Origin of the sequence: Streptomyces sp. IMTB 2501 (assembly GCF_001953885.1) — a bacterium.
Taxonomy (GTDB): domain Bacteria; phylum Actinomycetota; class Actinomycetes; order Streptomycetales; family Streptomycetaceae; genus Streptomyces.
The window spans coordinates 187,547-204,717 of the sequence record NZ_MQUS01000011.1 but is presented as its reverse complement, the minus strand read 5'-3'; the positions used below and the strand labels follow the sequence as shown (position 1 = coordinate 204,717).

Annotated in this window: 15 protein-coding genes, 1 tRNA gene and 1 other RNA gene; 11 read left to right on the top strand and 6 right to left on the bottom strand. The window is 70.9% G+C overall.

What is annotated here, in order from left to right; genetic code table 11:
- Positions 1-432: 432 nt before the first annotated feature.
- A complete protein-coding gene (locus AV521_RS20880) occupies positions 433-2,772 on the bottom strand; it encodes a DNA polymerase III subunit gamma and tau (protein ID WP_076089985.1) in 2,340 nt (779 codons plus the stop codon).
- Positions 2,773-2,828: 56 nt separating this feature from the next.
- An RNA gene (ffs, locus tag AV521_RS20875) (signal recognition particle sRNA small type) lies at positions 2,829-2,925 on the bottom strand.
- A gap of 120 nt (positions 2,926-3,045) precedes the next feature.
- On the opposite strand from ffs, the gene AV521_RS20870 reads away from it, so the two are divergent.
- The 3 genes from AV521_RS20870 (at position 3,046) to AV521_RS20860 (ending at position 4,519) form a co-directional block, all read left to right on the top strand.
- Positions 3,046-3,133 (top strand) — tRNA-Ser (locus AV521_RS20870).
- 355 nt (positions 3,134-3,488) lie between these two features.
- Positions 3,489-3,860: a hypothetical protein gene (locus tag AV521_RS20865; RefSeq protein ID WP_143658632.1), complete on the top strand. Its 372-nt coding sequence runs from the start codon at positions 3,489-3,491 to the stop codon at positions 3,858-3,860.
- Positions 3,857-4,519: a hypothetical protein gene (locus AV521_RS20860; protein ID WP_076089983.1), complete on the top strand. Its 663-nt coding sequence runs from the start codon at positions 3,857-3,859 to the stop codon at positions 4,517-4,519. Before AV521_RS20865 ends, AV521_RS20860 begins: the two co-directional genes overlap by 4 nt.
- Before the next feature lie 96 nt (positions 4,520-4,615).
- Here the strand turns inward: AV521_RS20860 and AV521_RS20855 are convergent, their stop codons facing one another.
- Positions 4,616-4,900, bottom strand: a complete 285-nt coding sequence (locus AV521_RS20855; protein ID WP_256725639.1) for a hypothetical protein — start codon at positions 4,898-4,900, stop codon at positions 4,616-4,618.
- A gap of 810 nt (positions 4,901-5,710) precedes the next feature.
- Between AV521_RS20855 and AV521_RS20845 the strand changes: the two genes are divergently transcribed.
- From AV521_RS20845 to AV521_RS20815, 8 genes are all read left to right on the top strand, one after another.
- Positions 5,711-6,097, top strand: a complete 387-nt coding sequence (locus AV521_RS20845; protein WP_076089982.1) for a DUF6507 family protein — start codon at positions 5,711-5,713, stop codon at positions 6,095-6,097.
- Positions 6,094-8,370: a hypothetical protein gene (locus AV521_RS51005; RefSeq protein ID WP_076089981.1), complete on the top strand. Its 2,277-nt coding sequence runs from the start codon at positions 6,094-6,096 to the stop codon at positions 8,368-8,370. Before AV521_RS20845 ends, AV521_RS51005 begins: the two co-directional genes overlap by 4 nt.
- Before the next feature lie 21 nt (positions 8,371-8,391).
- The gene (locus AV521_RS20835) at positions 8,392-8,787 is read left to right on the top strand and encodes a hypothetical protein (protein ID WP_076089980.1); all 396 of its coding nucleotides are present in this window, start codon (positions 8,392-8,394) and stop codon (positions 8,785-8,787) included.
- A gap of 85 nt (positions 8,788-8,872) precedes the next feature.
- Positions 8,873-9,025, top strand: coding sequence for a hypothetical protein (locus AV521_RS49370; RefSeq protein WP_179023254.1), 153 nt, complete (start codon positions 8,873-8,875; stop codon positions 9,023-9,025).
- A 28-nt stretch (positions 9,026-9,053) separates the two neighbouring features.
- Positions 9,054-9,473, top strand: coding sequence for a hypothetical protein (locus tag AV521_RS20830; protein ID WP_143658631.1), 420 nt, complete (start codon positions 9,054-9,056; stop codon positions 9,471-9,473).
- Positions 9,470-10,885: a DUF6177 family protein gene (locus AV521_RS20825; protein WP_076089978.1), complete on the top strand. Its 1,416-nt coding sequence runs from the start codon at positions 9,470-9,472 to the stop codon at positions 10,883-10,885. The genes AV521_RS20830 and AV521_RS20825 overlap by 4 nt, the downstream gene beginning before the upstream one ends.
- A 225-nt stretch (positions 10,886-11,110) precedes the next feature.
- Positions 11,111-11,440 carry a WYL domain-containing protein gene (locus AV521_RS52285; protein WP_076089977.1) on the top strand — a complete coding sequence of 110 codons (330 nt, stop codon included), beginning with the start codon at positions 11,111-11,113 and terminating at the stop codon, positions 11,438-11,440.
- A 26-nt stretch (positions 11,441-11,466) separates the two neighbouring features.
- The gene (locus AV521_RS20815; RefSeq protein WP_076089976.1) at positions 11,467-12,363 is read left to right on the top strand and encodes a phosphorothioated DNA-binding restriction endonuclease; all 897 of its coding nucleotides are present in this window, start codon (positions 11,467-11,469) and stop codon (positions 12,361-12,363) included.
- A gap of 96 nt (positions 12,364-12,459) precedes the next feature.
- On the opposite strand, the gene AV521_RS20810 is transcribed toward AV521_RS20815, so the two are convergent.
- The 3 genes from AV521_RS20810 to AV521_RS20800 all read right to left on the bottom strand — a co-directional run bounded on the left by AV521_RS20810 (position 12,460) and on the right by AV521_RS20800 (position 17,144).
- Complete coding sequence (locus AV521_RS20810; protein WP_076089975.1) at positions 12,460-13,923, bottom strand: membrane-associated oxidoreductase; 1,464 nt, start codon at positions 13,921-13,923, stop codon at positions 12,460-12,462.
- Positions 13,914-15,245 (bottom strand): lanthionine synthetase LanC family protein, encoded by a 1,332-nt coding sequence (locus tag AV521_RS20805; RefSeq protein ID WP_079249343.1) that lies wholly within the window; start codon positions 15,243-15,245, stop codon positions 13,914-13,916. Before AV521_RS20805 ends, AV521_RS20810 begins: the two co-directional genes overlap by 10 nt.
- 111 nt (positions 15,246-15,356) lie before the next feature.
- The gene (locus tag AV521_RS20800) at positions 15,357-17,144 is read right to left on the bottom strand and encodes a copper resistance protein CopC (protein ID WP_371917051.1); all 1,788 of its coding nucleotides are present in this window, start codon (positions 17,142-17,144) and stop codon (positions 15,357-15,359) included.
- Between the last annotated feature and the right edge of the window lie 27 nt (positions 17,145-17,171).

The window sequence follows — 17,171 nt, the reverse complement described above, 5'->3', positions numbered from 1 at the left end:
CACACGCGCGCCGCCCCGGCTCAGTCCGGCCACCCGCGCACCACCCCGCCCAGTCGGGCCACTCGTTCCCGACTCTGGTGCGGCTACTCGTCGGGTGTGTCGGGTGGGTGGTGCGGCGCGACCCCGGCGGGCAGAGTTGCGGTCCGGCCACCCGCGCACCACCCCGCCCGGCCGGGCCACTCGCGCGCCACCCCCCACTTGGAGGACTACTCGTTCCCGACTCGGGCGCAGTTACACGGGTGTGTGGTCCGGTGCGGCCACAGCGGGCAGAGTTGCCGGTCCGCCACGCGCGCGCCGCCCCGGTTCAGTACGGCCACCCGCACACCACCCAGCTCAGTCGGGCCACTCGGGCGCCGCCGCCCCCACTCGGTCGGCTCCATGTTGGAGCGTCTCGGTCGGCCGCAGGCGCCCAGGGACCGATCGACTGCTCATTTACTCGTTCGAGAACTCCTCCACCACCGTCGCGCCCAGCTCCCGCACGATCAGTTCGTGGCCGGAGAGGGCCGACTCGTCCAGGTCCGGGTCGTCGTCCTCGGGGGTGTCGTCCTCGGGGGCGGTCATGGGCCGGGGAGCGGGAGGGGTGGTGGGCGCCGGCGGAGCCTCCGCGGGGCCGGGCCGCGGGGACGCGGGGGCCTGCTGGGCGGCCGGCTGGGGGGCCGCGGGGCGGGGGGCCGTCGGGGCGCCGTAGCCACCGCCGCCTGCGGCGGGCGCGCCGCCGCCGTACCCACCACCGGCGCCGAAGCCAGAGCCGCCCGCGGACGGGGGTGCGGAGCCGCCGCCGGACGGGTCGACAACCGCCTCGATCTTCCACTGCACGTTGAACTGCTCGGCCAGTGCCGCCCGCAGCACGTCCTCGCTGCCGCTGCCGGCGAAGTTGTCACGGGCACCGGCGTTCACGAAGCCGAGTTGGAGGGTGGTGCCGTCGAAGCCGGCCACCTGGGCGTTCTGGCTGAGCAGGATCCAGGTGAAGCGACGGCGGTTCTTGACGGCCTCCAGGATGTTCGGCCAGAGCATGCGGGGGTCGAGGCCACCGGCCGGGGCGGCAGCGGCCGGTGCGGGGGCCGCAGGGGCCGCCTGGTGCTGAGCCTGGCTCTGCTGGGCGGGAGCCTGGCTCTGCTGTCCGCCCGCTGGAGCGGCCGCTGTGGGCCAGCCACCGGGGCGCCGGCCGCTTCCGGCGGCAGCGGCGGTGGGCCAGGAGCCGGGAGCGGCAGGGGCGGAGGAATCCGCCGGGGTTGCAGCAGAGGGGGGTGCGGACGGCGGCACCGGGGCCTGGGCGGCGGGAGCCTCCGCGGTGGCCGAGGCAGCCGCTGCCGGGGCCGAGGCTGGGGCTGGGGCCTGTGTAGGAGCCGTAGGAGCTGCGGGGGCCACCGGGGCCGTGGGTGCGGGGGCAGCCGGAGCCGGACCACCGCCGACACCGGGACCACCGGCACCAGGCCCGCCGACGGCAGGAGCACCGGCACCCGGAGCACCTGCCCCTCCGGGGCCGTTGGACGCACGCACGGCTGCGCGAGCTGCCGCCGGGCCGCCGCCGGGTGGGACGGGGACGCCGCCGGGGTGGGCCTCGGGGCCGGGGACGTACCCCATGGCCGGGGTGCCGGCGCCGCCCGAGAAGTTGACGCCGCGTTCGAGGCGGTCCAGGCGGGCCATCACCGAGCGCTCGTCGCCGTAGGCGGCGGGGAGCAGCACGCGGGCGCAGATCAGTTCCAGCTGGAGGCGGGGCGAGGTGGCGCCGCGCATCTCCGTCAGGCCTTCGTTGACGAGGTCGGCCGCGCGGCTCAGCTCGGCGGCGCCGAAGGTGGAGGCCTGGGCCTGCATGCGTTCCAGGACGTCGGCCGGGGCGTCGATGAGCCCCTTCTCCACGGCGTCCGGCACGGCGGCGAGGATCACCAGGTCACGCAGCCGCTCCAGCAGGTCGGCGACGAAGCGGCGCGGGTCGTTTCCCCCCTCGATGATGCGGTCGACGACCTCGAAGGCCGCGGCACCGTCACCGGTGGCGAAGGCCTCGACGACGGAGTCGAGAAGAGAGCCGTCGGTGTAGCCGAGGAGGGCGGCGGCCATGGCATACGTCACACCCTCCGCGCCCGCACCGGCGAGGAGCTGGTCCATGACGGACATGGAGTCACGCACGGAGCCGGCGCCGGCGCGCACGACGAGCGGCAGCACGCCCTCCTCGACCGGGATGTTCTCCCGCCCGCACACCTCGGCCAGGTAGTCCCGCAGGGTGCCCGGTGGCACGAGCCGGAAGGGGTAGTGATGCGTACGCGACCGGATGGTGCCGATGACCTTCTCGGGCTCGGTCGTGGCGAAGATGAACTTGAGGTGCTCCGGCGGCTCCTCGACGACCTTCAGCAGCGCGTTGAAGCCGGCCGACGTGACCATGTGGGCCTCGTCGATGATGTAGATCTTGTACCGGCTGCCTGCGGGGCCGAAGAAGGCCTTCTCGCGCAGCTCACGGGCGTCGTCCACACCACCGTGCGAGGCCGCGTCGATCTCGATGACGTCGATGGACCCCGGGCCGTTCCTGGCCAGGTCACGGCAGGACTGGCACTCGCCGCACGGCGTCGGAGTGGGACCTTGCTCACAGTTCAGACAGCGGGCGAGGATGCGCGCGCTGGTCGTCTTGCCGCAGCCGCGCGGACCGCTGAACAGGTACGCGTGATTGACCCGGTTGTTCCGCAGCGCCTGCTGCAGCGGGTCGGTGACATGCTCCTGCCCGATGACCTCGGCAAAGGTCTCCGGGCGATAGCGGCGGTACAGCGCGAGAGACGACACGCATACGAGGTTATAGGCGCCCACTGACAACCGGTCCCGGCCGCGGACACCGGAAACGCAAGGGCCCCCCACGCACCCGCCAGAGCCAACCTACCCTTGCTGCCTTCCGGCCCTGGGGGAGTTCAGTCAGATAGCGCCGCGTGAGGGGCTGCGCCCCACAGTACCCGATTGCGGCCCGCGGTCAGTACCCGATCACCGGCCACGGCCACACCCGATCCGGGCCTGCGGGAACGAGTTCGCGAGCACTCCCCTCGGTCATGTAATGTTTCCGGCGGAGGATTCGCCTAGAGGCCTAGGGCGCACGCTTGGAAAGCGTGTTGGGGGCAACCCCTCACGAGTTCGAATCTCGTATCCTCCGCCACGGCTGACCAGCCGAAACGAAGGTCCCGAACGCACTGCGGTCGGGACCTTCGTCGTTCCGTGGTTGCAGTTCTGGTTGCAGTTCTGGTTGCAGTTGATCCCTGGCGGCCGATCACCGCGGCAGCGGCCGGCCCCCGGGGGGCTGGTGGTTTCTTCGAGGCCAGCCGGGATCAACGACGAGGGATTAGTGGAGCCACCGCTGTCAGCGGCCCGCTCTACAGTCCTGCCTAGAACACCAAGGGAGGGGCAGCGTGCCTGTCGACGGAAGCGATCAGTTCGCACGCCTCATGGCGCATCTCACAGAAAGGTTGCCGGATCTCGCTGACGAGCTAAGGCAGGAGGTCCGGCAGGGCCGAGTGGCTTCCGAGCAGCGACTCAAACAGGTGGGGGAGTACCAGGCGCGTGCCAGCCGACTGGCGGCGGCCGATCTGCCGCCGCTCGGCAAGGCGGATATCGCCGTACTCCCGTACACCGACGACGAGAGCCTTGAGCTCGCGCGCATGGCCGTGCTGACCCTTGCCGAGACCATGTACGCCTCCCGCAAGGCAGCGCTGGACATCGCCTCAAGGCGGGAGATGGAGCTGACCGTCGAGTTCGGTGATCCGGAGTTGGAAACACCCTCGTCTCTCGACCTCAAGGCGGAGACCGAGCACGCACGGACCGCGCTGGCGGCCGTCCGCGCGCTGCTGTCCGAGGGAACCGACGTGTCGGTAGGAGCGATCCAGTGAACAAGCCCAGCCTGGTGCAGGCCATCGAGCAAGCGATCGGCATCCTGGAGCCCGTCTACCGCGGCAAGGCGGATGAGTCGGACCTGTACGAGGCATCCCTGCTTGTCGTGTGCCTCGATGCCGCGAGGACTGCGGGCGGAACCACGCTCCTCACTCAGGACGGCACGAACCCGACTATCGCGCTGCGCTTCCGCCGGTCCCCCGGGAACCTGTGGTCCGGCGATTTCACCCGCGCGGTGGTGAGATTCCCGGACACGCAGAAGAAGCTGGAGATCCACCTGGGCGTGTACGTCGCGGCCACCACATCGAAGGTGGCGCACGAGTGCGACGTCGCCGTGCTGGACCAGCAGGAGGCCGAGCGGAGCCGCCGGGCCATGGTCCACCCCCGGGGCAAGGGGCTCGTCGCAGCGATCGAGGCAAAGCACTACGGCACCTCACCTGGTCTCGGGATCGGCCGCGGATTCTTGGGACTGGCACAAGAGCTGGGCGGGAAAAAGTGCTCCCTGGTCTTCCCGTCGCAGAGTTCCACCACTCTCGGCGCTTTGATCGCCAAGAGGGACAGCGAGGCGTACCCCCAGCTGCTTCCCGGAACAACGGCTGCCGACCGGCTGCGCGCCAAGCTCGACCAGGCCATCCGCAACTGGAAGAACCAGCTGTAGCGACACGGAGTCGGTCTGCACGCAGCGGAGGGCGCCAGCGGAATTCCCACTGGCGCCCTCCATCACCGCCTGGTGTCCCGGCGGAGGCGTCCCTCATCACCAGTCGTCGGTGTCGCCGTACTTTCCCGGGTTCCGGGCGCGGTCCACAGCCTGTGCACAAGCCTCGGTGAAGGCCGTCTCCACGGCTGCCTTGTCCGTGCCTCGCACTTGGGCCTCCACCTCTTGACCCGTGCCGGGTTGACGGGCCGTGCGCCAGGCCGAGGCGCGGTCGGTGCAGCGGTCGGTCTCGAAGTCCCAGGCCGGCACCGACCACTGCTCGGGAAGCCGGGTCACCGCGCGGTCGCCACCGGGGAGGAACAGGGCTCGGGCGTGGAAGACCACGGCCCGCTCCTGCACGCAGTCGCGGATGGCGCTCTCGCCGCCGGGCCCTGGTGTTCCCAGCGCCAGCGTGCCGGGAACTGGTCATTGGCTGGATCCGCGGCACTCGGGGCCGCCCGTCCCAACCCGTGGCAGACCTGGCACACAGACTCGGCATCGTCAGCGGCTAGAGCCCTTCCACGCCGAAGAGCTGCCAGAACTCACCATCCCGCGCCTCGTACACCGCGCCAGCATCCAGGCCCGCGCAGACGATACAACTGCCTACCAGGAACACGGGAAGCCCCCAGAAACAGCGGGCTGACGGGGGCATGTCGGCAATGGATGGAACAGCGGCTCTGACTCCCTTTGCGTGCCGGAGCCACGATTCAGGCATCGCCGGAGAAGCTTGACCAGCGGGGCCGGGAGAGGCGGAACGACACCATGGACATGGCCCACATCGACCGCACCCTTGTCGCCGACAGGCCAGCTCGGAGGAGTTGGGCGGCAGGGGGCTGACGCTTGTGCGGCGCCGGTCGCACACCTTGGGCGTGGCGTGGGTGTGGGACGGGCTGGATGTCGTAGGCCAGAAGGTCTGGTTCGAGCTGTGCAACCGTCACCTGTCGGCGCCTAGCAGCGAACACGGCATACAGGAGCCACCCGCTACGGCATCGCTACGAACCGGCAACGAGCTGCACGGTCCCGTAACAGAGGCGCCGTCAACCCGGGGAACCGCTTTGTGCTTCTCGGGAGGCGTTTGGTAGACATGTTCGAGCTGTTCGAAGGTGAAGGCCGCGGTCAACGGCATCGGTCGACGGAGCACATAACGGGGTCTTCGTGTCCAACTGGGACATCCAAGTCGAATCAGTCCACGGCGTCCTCAGCACGGCCGAGGAGACGGCGGGCAAGTTCGAGGGCGAATTCAAGGCTTACACCAAGGGCTTGGAGAGCGCCGCCAAGTCGGCCGGCACGATGGCCCCCGGAGTGAAGCCCAAGAGCGGCACGCCGGGCCCCGTCGCCGCCGCGCTGCAGGAGTTCGCGGACAAGACGTTCGACGACCTGCGCTATCTCCCCGCCCGTGCCGCCGAGTCGATCGGCGGAGCGGCGAAGGCCACCGCGGAGTACGTCGCCGGTGACCTGAAGATGGCGGCCGACGCCCAGCACGACGCCATTCCCGACCCGAAACTCCCTCCGGTCAAGGCGGAGGAAGGTAAGGGCAAGTGATCGGCGACCTCAGCGAAATACCCGAATACAGTGGTGACCTCGACCAGCTGGAGAAGGATGCCGGTGCGCTGAAGAAGGCCGCGTCCGACATCCGCGACACCGGCCGGGACGTCCACAACGACTTCCAGGGCCTGGTGTCCTGCTACAAGGCTCCGGAAGCCGACCAGCTCTTCCACACCACCCTCCCGGTCCGGGACAAGGCCGACGCCTTCGCCACGAAGCTGGAGACCGTCGGCGGCGCCCTGTCGGCCTTCGCCAAGGACGCCCGGCCGCTCGTCCAGCGGATGGAGCAGCTGAGGAGTGAGGCGGCCGCCTTCCGCAAGTCGATCGAGGGCGACCACGACTGGCGGCAGGACCAGAAGAACATCGACAAGAACACGCACCTGGTCCACGAGATCGGCCGTGTCTGGGGCGAGTTCCAGGATCTTGAGCGGTCGACCGCCACGAAGATCGACGGCCAGGTCGGCGGTACGCGCTGGGTCGCCGACGACGGCTCGCACAAGAAGGGCATGTACGGGTTCAACGCCGACGACGCGGCCAAGGCCGACGACACGCCCTGGGGCAAGGTCGACGAGCGCGAGTACACCGGCCTGGCTGCCGCCTGGCAGTGGACGAAGCACAACGTGGGCGGTGCCATCAAGGGCTTCTTCGTCGACGGTGTCTGGGACACCCTCAAGGGCATCGGTCACATGGTCAACTTCTTCGACTGGGACACCTTCACGAAGACGTGGAGCGGCATCGGGGACGTCTTCGGCGGCGTCAGCGCGTACATCATGACGCCCTACGACTGGGCCATGGACAAGGCGTTCGGCCCAACCGACCACAGCGACACCGACCGCCAGAAGAAGGCCCTGCGCGACTTCTGCAAGTCCCTCATCGCCTACGACGAGTGGGACAAGAACCCCGCCCGCGCAGGCGGCACCGTCGCCTTCAACATCCTGACCCTCGGCTCCGGCAGCCTCCTCAAGCTCGGCAAGGCCGGTTCCCTGGCGGCCAAGGCCGGTGAGGCGGGAGAGGCGGCTTCCGCGGCCGGCCGCGCCGCCAAGGTCGCCAACGCCCTGGGCAAGACCGGGCGGCTCGTGGACCCCATGACCTACGTCGGCAAGGGCGCGGGCTTCGCCAAGCTGAAGGTCGGCGACATGATGGCGGGCCTCAAGGAGCTCCACTCCGGTGCCGCCGACGACTTCCTCCACGGTGCCGATTCGCCCAAGATCCCGGAGACGCACGCCCCCGTCAGTGTCTCGGACAAGTCCCTCCGGTATCCGGACGGCTCGATCCTCCATGAAGACGGCACCATGCTCTCCCCGGAGGGCAAGCCGCACCAGGACCCGATCCCGGTCGAGTCCTCGGCCGAGGACCGTCTGGCGCGGCACGGGGTGGAGTCTCCGACGTATCCGTCCACGTCGTCGCACGTGCCGATCCGTGCCGATCAGCCGGTCCCGGCGCACGTTGACGGGGGCGGTGAGCAGCATGCTGCACCGCACGGTGGCAGCAGGGCTGGTGAAGGCCACAACATGCCGCCGCACAGCGCTCACGAAGCACCGGCGGATCACTCAAGCCACGGCGCCGACGGTGACACGGGGCGTTCCGAAGCCCCCGATCACGGCCATGGCCGCGACGGAATTGACGGTGAACGGCACGACGCCGATCACGGCAACCATGGCAATGTCGATCATTCCGCCAGTAAGGACGCTGATCACGGGGCGGTGGAGCACGCGCCGGATCCCGCACACACGATGCGGTCGGACTATGTTCCGCCGGACGCGCCGGAGTCCAAGCTCCCCGCTCCTCCCAAGGAGCACGGTGACGTCGTGCTGGCGACTGGTGACCACGTCTATCACCAGCCCCACCTGACTACTATCGGCTACGACAGCATGACCCAACTGAACCGGGAGTTCACGGTACGGCTCGACGGCTACCATGACGTGATCGTTCACGGCAATGACAAGGGATTCTTCATGCCTGGCAGGAAGAATGCGGCTGGAGTTGATTTCCCGCCTGGCGAAGTGCACCCAAGCCACATAGTCGAAGCCATCAGGAACAATCCTAGTTACAAGGGAGGGCCCATCAGGCTCATCTCTTGCCATACGGGGCGGGTTCGCGACGGCATAGCAGATATCCCTGCGGCGCAGCAGCTGGCGAACGAACTGGGTGTTCCGGTCATGGCCCCAACGGACGAAGTGGGTATCTACCCCTCACGACCGAAGGGCCAGGAACCGGAGGTGCAAAATGGTGGATATTGGAGGACCTTCCTCCCCGTCGTTGCCAAGTAGTTCTTGAAGGGAAGTGTCAAGGTGAAGGTCCTCGGCTTCTACAGCGAGCTTTGGCCGTCGAGCCCGGAGGCCACCAGCAGCATCCGCTCGTTCGTGGCGGGTGCGCCGCAGCCGAACGAGAGTGAAATCGCCTCTTACCTCCGCAGTGGGCATGTGCTCTTCGCCTCCATGGGCGTCGTCGACGACGTGCTCGGGTCGGGCGAAGACATCATGGGCGGTGGGTCGTTGTTCACAGACGGGGAGTGGGTCTGGCGCGGTGATCTCTGGTTCTACGTTTCCAGGCACCATGTCGTGCTCCCCGATGATTTCCAGGCCAAGGCCGAGTCTTTGGGTTACGTAGTTCCCTCTGTCGAGCAGGAGCGTCTCATGGTCCTTGCGGACGAGGTCCAGACTCTCCGATCCGGCAAGCGGAAGTAAGTCCGGTCGCCGAGAATGCCGCTTACTGTGGCTCTGCACCGCATTCGCTACCACGCCGAAGGCGAATTCAGGACACCACGCTTCAATGGTCCTGCGGAGCTCAAGGTCGGCGGTCCTGCTCGACTTCTGGGACTACTACGTGCTGGCGGGCTCCGACGATGTCGTGTCCTACTGGAACGAGTGCGTACAGGAGAACGGGCGGGACCCGCTCGCGGGGCTTCGAGACATCACGGCGTGATTCATCCTCCAAAGGGCCCTAGCTAGGGATGCTTTCGACAACCTCCCACCCCGGATTGATCGGCGCCGCGACGGCCGAAGCGCTGCCGGCTGACATCGAGGACGTCGTCCGACAGGGCGTGCGGGCGCTGGAAGCGGGCGCACGGTACTCCTTCGACCTGCGGCCACAGCTGGTCGACCTGGTCAGTGCCATCACCCGGGTCGACGAACAGCTGGCCGTCGAACGGGCCATGGGCGCGCTCGGCGCGTCACCTTCCCGGCGCGAGCCCACCACTCTCGTGATGACCGGCGACCGCCAGGAAGGCCGGCTCATCCCCGGCGTCCACGCGAACACCCAGCCACCCGCCCGCGGCACGCTCGTCCGCCACGGCGAGGCAACCAGGCTCACCCAGACGACACTCGCCGAAGAACCGACGACCGACCACGGGCACCACGAGGGCACCGCATGACCAAAGACGTGATCGCACTGACCGACCGCATGCCGGACGCCTGGAGCGTCCTGGCCGGCCTCCTCGCCGGCGGTCCCGACCTCCACGTCCGGTCCGCAGCCGAAGGAGCGGTCATCCAGCTCTGCGACGCGGAGGGCCGACCCCTCGTCTCGATCGAGGCCCCGCTGCTGCTCCATGTGCCCGGGGAGGCGCACCGGCTGCTCGGCGCCACGGTTGCCGAGGGTGAGCAGAAGTGGTGGACCGAGGCCCGCGCCTCCACCGCGGTGCCCGAGGCCGAACGGCTCGCGGGGGCCTTCGCCGCGCGCCTTGCGACCCTGCTCGGCGGCACCGTCTGGCCGCCCGACGCGCCCGGCGCCGACGACCCGGCCCACCCCGTCGACACCTCCCAGATCACGGCCGTCCCCACCCCCGCCGCCGCACAGCCCGCCGTCGACGTGCTCACCGACAAGGTCACCGTGGTCCTCCAGGACCGGCCCGTCATCGCCATGACCAGCTGGCTCTCCGAGGCCCTGCGCGCCACCCTCGACAGCGAACGCGCCCTCCAGATCGTCACGCCGCGCCACTGCCGGCTCTCCCTCCCCACCAGCACCCTGCTCACCGGCCCACCCACGCGCTGGGTCGTCCAGGACCCCGACCGCGGCTACTACGACGGCCTCACCGGCGCCGTCCTGCGCTGGCAGGACGGCGCCTTCGAGGCTGCCAGGGACGCCGACGGCCAGACACCGGTCGCCCCCGCCTTCACGGACGTCACCCGCACCGGGGAACGCCAGCTCCTCCTCAGCTTCCGCACGGTCCACCAGCCCCACGCCCACCTGGTCCTCGGCGGCGCTCTGGAGGCCGCCTGGCAGGCCCTCGCCGGCGAACTCCCCACCGGCTGGGGCACCGCCGAACCGGCCAACCTGCCGTGGTCGCGGCGCCACCTCACCGATCTGGCGTACGAGCGCGCGCCCCAGCCGACCTGGACCGTCGTCGTGGGCTCGGCCGACCGGCCCGCCCTCGCCACCCTGCGCGTGCTGCGCACGCCGGACGGAGTCGAGGAGGACGTAACCCTCGCCGTCGGATTCCGCGACGGCGAGAAGCCGCCGGTGTCCGCTGTCGCGGACCTGGCCGCCGAGCTCGCCGCGCGGCACGGTCTGCGCACCCTCCTCGCGCAGCTGCGCGAGGCCCGCGCGGACCTCACCGTGCCGCCGCGCTTCGAACAGCCACCCGTGCCGTTCGGCTTCGCCCTGGGCCCCGCCGAAGTCGCCGAGGCGGGCACCGACATCGCCGCCCGCCCTCCGCTCCCTGCCGCCCCCGTACGGCTCGGCACCGCGGCCAGGCCCGGCTACCACTACCCGCTGGGCGACGGTGAGTCGGCAGAGGGATGGACCGCCTTCGAGACGCTCCTGCGGCACCTGCGGGGCGCCCCGTAGGAGGCCTGCGGCAACTGGCACCCACGGTTCTGGTCAGCCGTACCCCGCTCGACAAGACCCTCGCCGCGCTCCGAGCCGCGGGCTACCGCCGAGGCCGCCGACGGGACCGTACGTGTCGAACAGACCCGGCGCCGACGCGCCACCGCCCCGGTACCGCGCCCGCGTCCGCCCGGCAGCACGAGCGCACATCCAGCACATCCGAAGGGGCTCTCGGCCGCCGTCGAGGTGAGCGCGCCGGCCGCCAGGCTGCGGGCCGCCGCACCCATCGCACCGGCGCCCGGTCCAGGCAACGGAATCCCCTTTGGTACCGACACCGAAGAAATCGTCGCCGGGTACGCGCGCCTGCTGTCCCCCGCCGACGTCCGTCAGCTGGCCCATGCCATCGACGAGGGCCAGGCCGTCACCATCGAATACGTCGCTTCCTCGGGCAGCCGCAGCGTGCGCACTCCAAGCGAACTCGATCTGGACCCGCCCTACTTGTACGCCTGGTGCCATCTGCGAAGCGACGAGCGCGTCTTCACCCTCTCCCGCGTTCACGGTGTCATGCCCGCGTAGCCAGGGCACCGCTACGATCGCCGGTCATGGACTGGCTGGAGCGGACCGCGAAGCTGAGGCAGTGGAGCAGAAGCGGGACCCGCGCTGCGCACAAGCCGCTGCTGTTCCTGTACGCCCTCGGCCGGTTCCAGCAGGACGCCGACGGCGAGCTGCGGTACAGCGCGGTGGAGGAGGATCTCAGCCGACTGCTGTCCGAGTACGGCCCGCCCAACAGAACGACGCCCGCCTATCCGTTCCACCATCTGGTGAGCGACGGCGTGTGGGAAGTGCGCACCGACCGCGGACCGGGCAGTCCCGGCAGTGGCGTGCGAGAGTTGCGGGCCGTCGGAGCCACCGGACGGCTGGCGCCGGACCTGCGGGCGGCGCTGCGGCGAGAGCCCTCGCTGCTCGGCCGGATGGCTCGGGTCCTGCTCGACCTGCATTTCCCGCCCTCACTCCACGGCGAGCTGTGCGAAGCCGTCGGCCTGGAGCTGGAACCCACGGAGACCGGACAGCTCACGGCCGTGCGGAGGCAGCAGCGGGATCCGCGGATGCGCGAGCTGGTCCTGACGGCCTACGAGTACCAGTGCGCCTTCTGCGGCTACGACGGCAGGATCGGCGCGGTGCCCGTCGGGTTGGAGGCCACGCATGTGCGCTGGTGGGCGTTCGGCGGCCCCGACGACGTCGGCAACGGCCTGTGCCTGTGCTCGCTGCACCACAAACTCTTCGACAGGGGCGTCCTCGGCATCGGCGACGGCCATCGCATCCTGGTCTCGCAGCGCTTCGTCGGCCACAGCCCGGCCGCCCGCGACCACGTCATAGCGCTCGCCGGCCGCCCGGTCCTCGGACCTCAACCGGGCGCCGACCCCGTCGCGGCCGCCCACCGCTCCTGGCACGCCGGCCAGGTCTTCCACGGCAGCCCACGTCCCGTGACGGCCGCCTGATCGCCGATTCGTCAGGCCCCTCATCCGCTGGTAAGGGGTGCGACACGAAGAGTGCGTCCCCAGCGCCCGGCAGGTTCTGCGCAGTGGTGAGCCGGCTCACTGGCGGCTGACGTTCCTGGTCACGCCGGTGACGACTGTCGTGGCCAGGATCCAGCCGACGATGATGAGGGCGTAGGACAGCGCCTGGTACCAGCCGTCCGGCGCGAAGGCCTCCTCCTGGCCGAAGGAGATCACGGGCAGCAGCAGGTCGAGGGTGTAGAAGACCGGGTTGAAGTGCGGGGCCTCGGACGCCTTGAGCGGACGGGGGTGGTGCAGGGCGTACGCGATCGAGCCGAGGGCCAGCAGGGACAGGAGCCAGCCGCAGGCGCGCAGCGGACGGAAGCCGTAGCCGACGGTGGCGTCCTGGACGTAGCCCCACAGACGTCCGTACCAGGCCCGGGTACCCCGCAGACGGCGCTGCTTGGCGAGTTGGACGAGGCGGGCGGCGTGGTCGTCGCCGACGCGGCGGTAGGCGGCCGTCAACTGTTCGTAGGTGTCCGGAACGTAGCCGTCGCCGTCGCGTTCCAGCATGGGCAGGCGGCGTTCGGCGGGCTCGTGCGGGGTGAGGGCGGTGTAGACGAGGCCGGTCAGAAGCACCTCGTCCGGGACCGCCTCCGGTTCCAGCCACAGAACCTCGATCTGGGCGCGGCGCAGATTCAGCGCGCCTTCCATGGGCGGGCTCTTGCGCAGCCAGAGTTCCCCGATGGTGCAGCTGCTCGCGCGCAGTGCCGCGTCACCGGGATTGGACAGGGAGGCGTACGACAGGTCGAGCCGCCCGGTGATGCGGGCACCCCGCAGGCCGATCCAGCCCTGAGTCTGAACGCGCCGCATGTGGAAGTCGCCCTCCACGAGCAGTGTCTGTGCGTCGAGGGCGACGCCGCCCGGGTGGCTGAGCCGCGCGTCGTCGAAGCCGGCCGAACCGGCGATCGAGGTGCTGCTGAGAGTCACCTCCCCGTGCGTTCGGAGCCCGGGCGCCCACAGATCGTCGCCGATGGTCGCGTGGCTGAGCCGGAGCGCGGGACGCGTGGTGTCCGGCGGGGTGATCTCAGCCCCGCTCAGGAAGAGCGGCCCGCCGATCTCCGTCCCGGCCAGGCGTACCGGTCCGAGGAACCGGCAGTGCGTCAGGTGCAGGATGCCGTCCACCCGCATGGTGGCGGCGGCCAGGCCGGGCAGTACGGAGCCGCTGAGGTTCAGCTCGCGGAGTCGGGAGGCGTACAGCGCGGGCACATCCTCGAAGTAGCAGTCGCACAGGTGGACCAGCTGGTCGATCGTGCCGTACTGCAGGTCGAGTTCGCCGGTGATCCGCGCGCCGTTGAGTCTCAAGGCGGGTATCTCCCCGTCCTCCGACGGTCCGTTGAGGAGCAGGGCCCGCAGCACGACTGCGCGTACGGTCCGTTCGGCGCCCCAATCCGCCCCCTGCGCCGTGTCCTCGTCCTGCGCCGTACGGAAGTCCACCGCCTCGCCCCTGGGGAAGGCACGCCATACTCTCTGTTCGGCAGCCGTAAGATCGTTTATGTCCATCGGCCCGGGACTCTGGCGTCACGCCCCGGCAATGTCAACTCCCCGGACGCTGAAGGACGGACGCGAGCGGGTACCGGAGGCTGGTCCGGCCAGGCGAACGCGTACCGGGGATCACCCCGGCGGATCAGCCGTACGAAGCGCAGTAGTTCGCGGACGATGCCCGCGTCGCCCATCGCCCAGCCGGTGCACGGTTCGAGGTCGCTCGGGGTGGCCCGGTGCTCGAAGTTGGACCAGCGGGCGCCGTCGGTGTCCCGGACCGCACGGGCGACAAGGTCCGCGACGAGGACGTGAGCGAAGTCGTACGGGTCCTGCTGTTCGGCGATCCGGTCGCAGGACAGGGCGAGGACGCCCGCGGTGCCGCAGCAGCGGCCGCTGTTGTCCCAGAAGCCGGGGCGCAGCCGCCCGGGCAGGCCGGAGTGGGTGACCGTGTGCCAGCAGCGGTCGGCGCGGGCGGACCAGACGGGGTCGGTCGTGATGTCCCGCAGCAGCCGGAAGACCTGGGCGTCGCCGGCCGGGCCGTGGCACCAGCCGTAGCTGATGGGCTCGATCACATCGGGGCGGTACTGCGGGGTCGAGTGCGGCACGAGGAAGCCCTGCGGCCCCGCCTCGTCACGCGCCACGACGTCCGCGGCACCGGCCAGCGCCAGCTCGACCAGGTCCGCACGGCCGGTCGCCCGGCCGACCCGGGCAAGCGCCAGGACGATGCCGAGCGTGCCGTGCGAGATGTGGTGCAGACGGGAGTCGATACCCGTGCGGTGGGCCCAGTGGACGCCCGCCGGGGTCTGCTCCGCCGTCCGCAGATACGGTTCCAGGGCGAGGACGGCCAGTTCGGCGTCGCCGGCCAGGAGCGCGCCCAGGCCGATCCCCGCGTTCCCGCCCATCAGCTCGAACAGCTCGCTCCATCGTGTCCCGTCGAAGCGTGACCGCACGTGTTCCAGCGCGCGGTCCGCGGCGGCACCGGCGGCCGTGTCGCCGAGTTCTTCGTGAAGGGCCCGCAGGACGAGGGCCGTTCCGGTGCGGCCGAAGTAGAGGGAGTCGTCGTCGATGCCGTCGACGGAGTCCGCAAGGCTGCGGGCCGCGCGCAGGGCGGCATCGGCGTAGGAGTCGTCGCCGAAGTGCCGCCACGCCTCCAGGAGGACGGGGACGACACCGGCCGTACCGCTGTAGAGCATCGGATCGAGCTTGTCGTCCGAGGGCCTGGTCGTCCATGCGAGGCCCCTGCCGGCGGTTTCTCGCGCCGCCGCGATCAGCCACCGCAGCCCGTCCGCCGCGAGCTCCTCGACCTCGTCGACCGCCGCGACCGCGGCTTCCGGTGCCGTCATGGGCCCACCCTCGCATGATCTTCCGGACCTGCCCAGAGGGCGGTGGCCCTGCGGGAAGACGTTCCCGTCCGCTCCCTGAGCGTGTGCGACGACCGGACCGGCATCTCCCGCCTACCGCGTCACCCGCACCGGCGCCGAAACCGTCACCTGGTCCAGGTCCGACACCCGTACCGTCGCCTTCATCGTCCACGTTCCCGGGAGGGGGAGGTCGAAGGAGTCGGTGCCCCAGTAGCCGCCGCGGTCGGTGACCTTGGTGTCGAGGGGGCCGATCCGCTGGGCGGCGAGGGTGAGGGTGACACGGAGTTCGGGGACCGTGGAGAGGCCGCCGTCGGGGCCGTAGACGACCGCCTGGACGGAGGTCCGGCCCGCCCGGCCCGGGTCCAGGGTGATCTGGACCTTGCCGTGTCCGCCGGGGGTGCCGAGATCGAAGGGGATCGTGGTGACCGAGGCCGTCGGGATGCCGGCCGCCGGGGTCCCGGTCCGCGCCGCCTCGGTGGCCGCGCGGCCCGGCACCGTGCTCGTCAGGAGTGTGGACAGGGCCAGGACCAGCACGGAGACGGCCGCCTCCGCCAGTACCGAGCGGCGCAGCAGGGGGTAGGGCGGGTGTGGGGGCGGGGCGGGGGGTTCCGGAGGGAGCGGGGGGCCCGTCGCCGGTTCGGGGATGCGGGCGGGGGCGGTCGCCGCCGTCGCCCGGGCCCGCACCGCGCGGGTCGTCCAGGCGCGGGAGCAGGCCGCCGCCAGCAGGAGCGCGGTGACCACCGCCAGTTTGGCCAGCAGGGTGCGGCCGTACGTCGTGTCCGTGAGCGCCTGCCAGGAACCGAGGCCCCGCCAGGACTGGTAGACGCCGGTCAGGACCAGGACCGCCACCGAGGCGGAGGCCATCCGGGAGAAGCGGGCCGGGACCGAGAGCGGGAGCGCGGCCGGGTCGGATGCCGTGCGCTGCAGCGTGCGCAGCAGGGCCGCCAGACCGCCCAGCCAGGCCGCCATGGCCAGCAGATGGAGGGTCGCGGAGGTGATCGCCAGGGGGACCTGGATGCCCGCCGAGGCGTGTTCGGCCGCAGTCCAGGTCAGGGCGAGGGGGAGGGAGAGGGCCGCGGCCACCCCGAGCGTCGTACGGCGCGGGAGTCTTCTGCGGCGGGACCGCAGCAGCGCCACGGCGGCCGCCGCGAGGAGCAGCAGTGCCAAGCGGGCGAGCAGGAGTGCGCCGGGGCGGGTCGTCGCCGCGTGGGTGAGGGAGCTCACCGAGAGCGTGGGTGCGGTGCCCTCCTCGTACGGGGTGCGCAGGACGAACAGGGCGGTGGTCGCGGCGAGGAGGGTCCAGGCCGCGGCCAGGGCGGGGGTGCGCAGCGGGGCCGTCTTCGGCGGACGGCAGTACGCCACGAACGCCGCCGTGCCCAGCAGCACGGCCACGGAGAGGTACGCGAGCCAGCGGGCGATGTTGTAAAGGGCCGCGGTGGCCGGGTTCTCCGTGTTGCCGGGGGCCGGGGCCGCCGTCGTCGCCGTGCGCCGGCCGACCGAGAAGGTGAGCGCGCCGGACACCGGGTGGCTGTCCGCCGACACCACCCGCCAGGCGACCGTGTAGGTGCCGGTCGCGAGCTTGCCGGGCAGCGGGACACGGGCCGTGTCCGAGCCGCTGGGGGCGTGCTCGGCGGGGCCCGTGCGCAGGCGGTGGTTGTGGGGGTCGTAGACGCGGAAGGAGTCGGTGAGCAGGCCGACCGACTCGGTGAAGGTCAGGGTGAGCTGCCGGGGGGCCGTGCGCAGCACGGTGCCGTCGGCGGGGTCGGTCGCGCGCAGGGCCGCGTGGGCCGACGCGGGCGCCGCCGTGCCGAGCAGGAGGAGGAACAGGCCCGCGCAGAGCAGGGTCAGCCGTCGTGTCCGGTGGTGTCGGTCGGGCAGCACCTCGTCCCCTCCCTGTGCCTTCGTCAG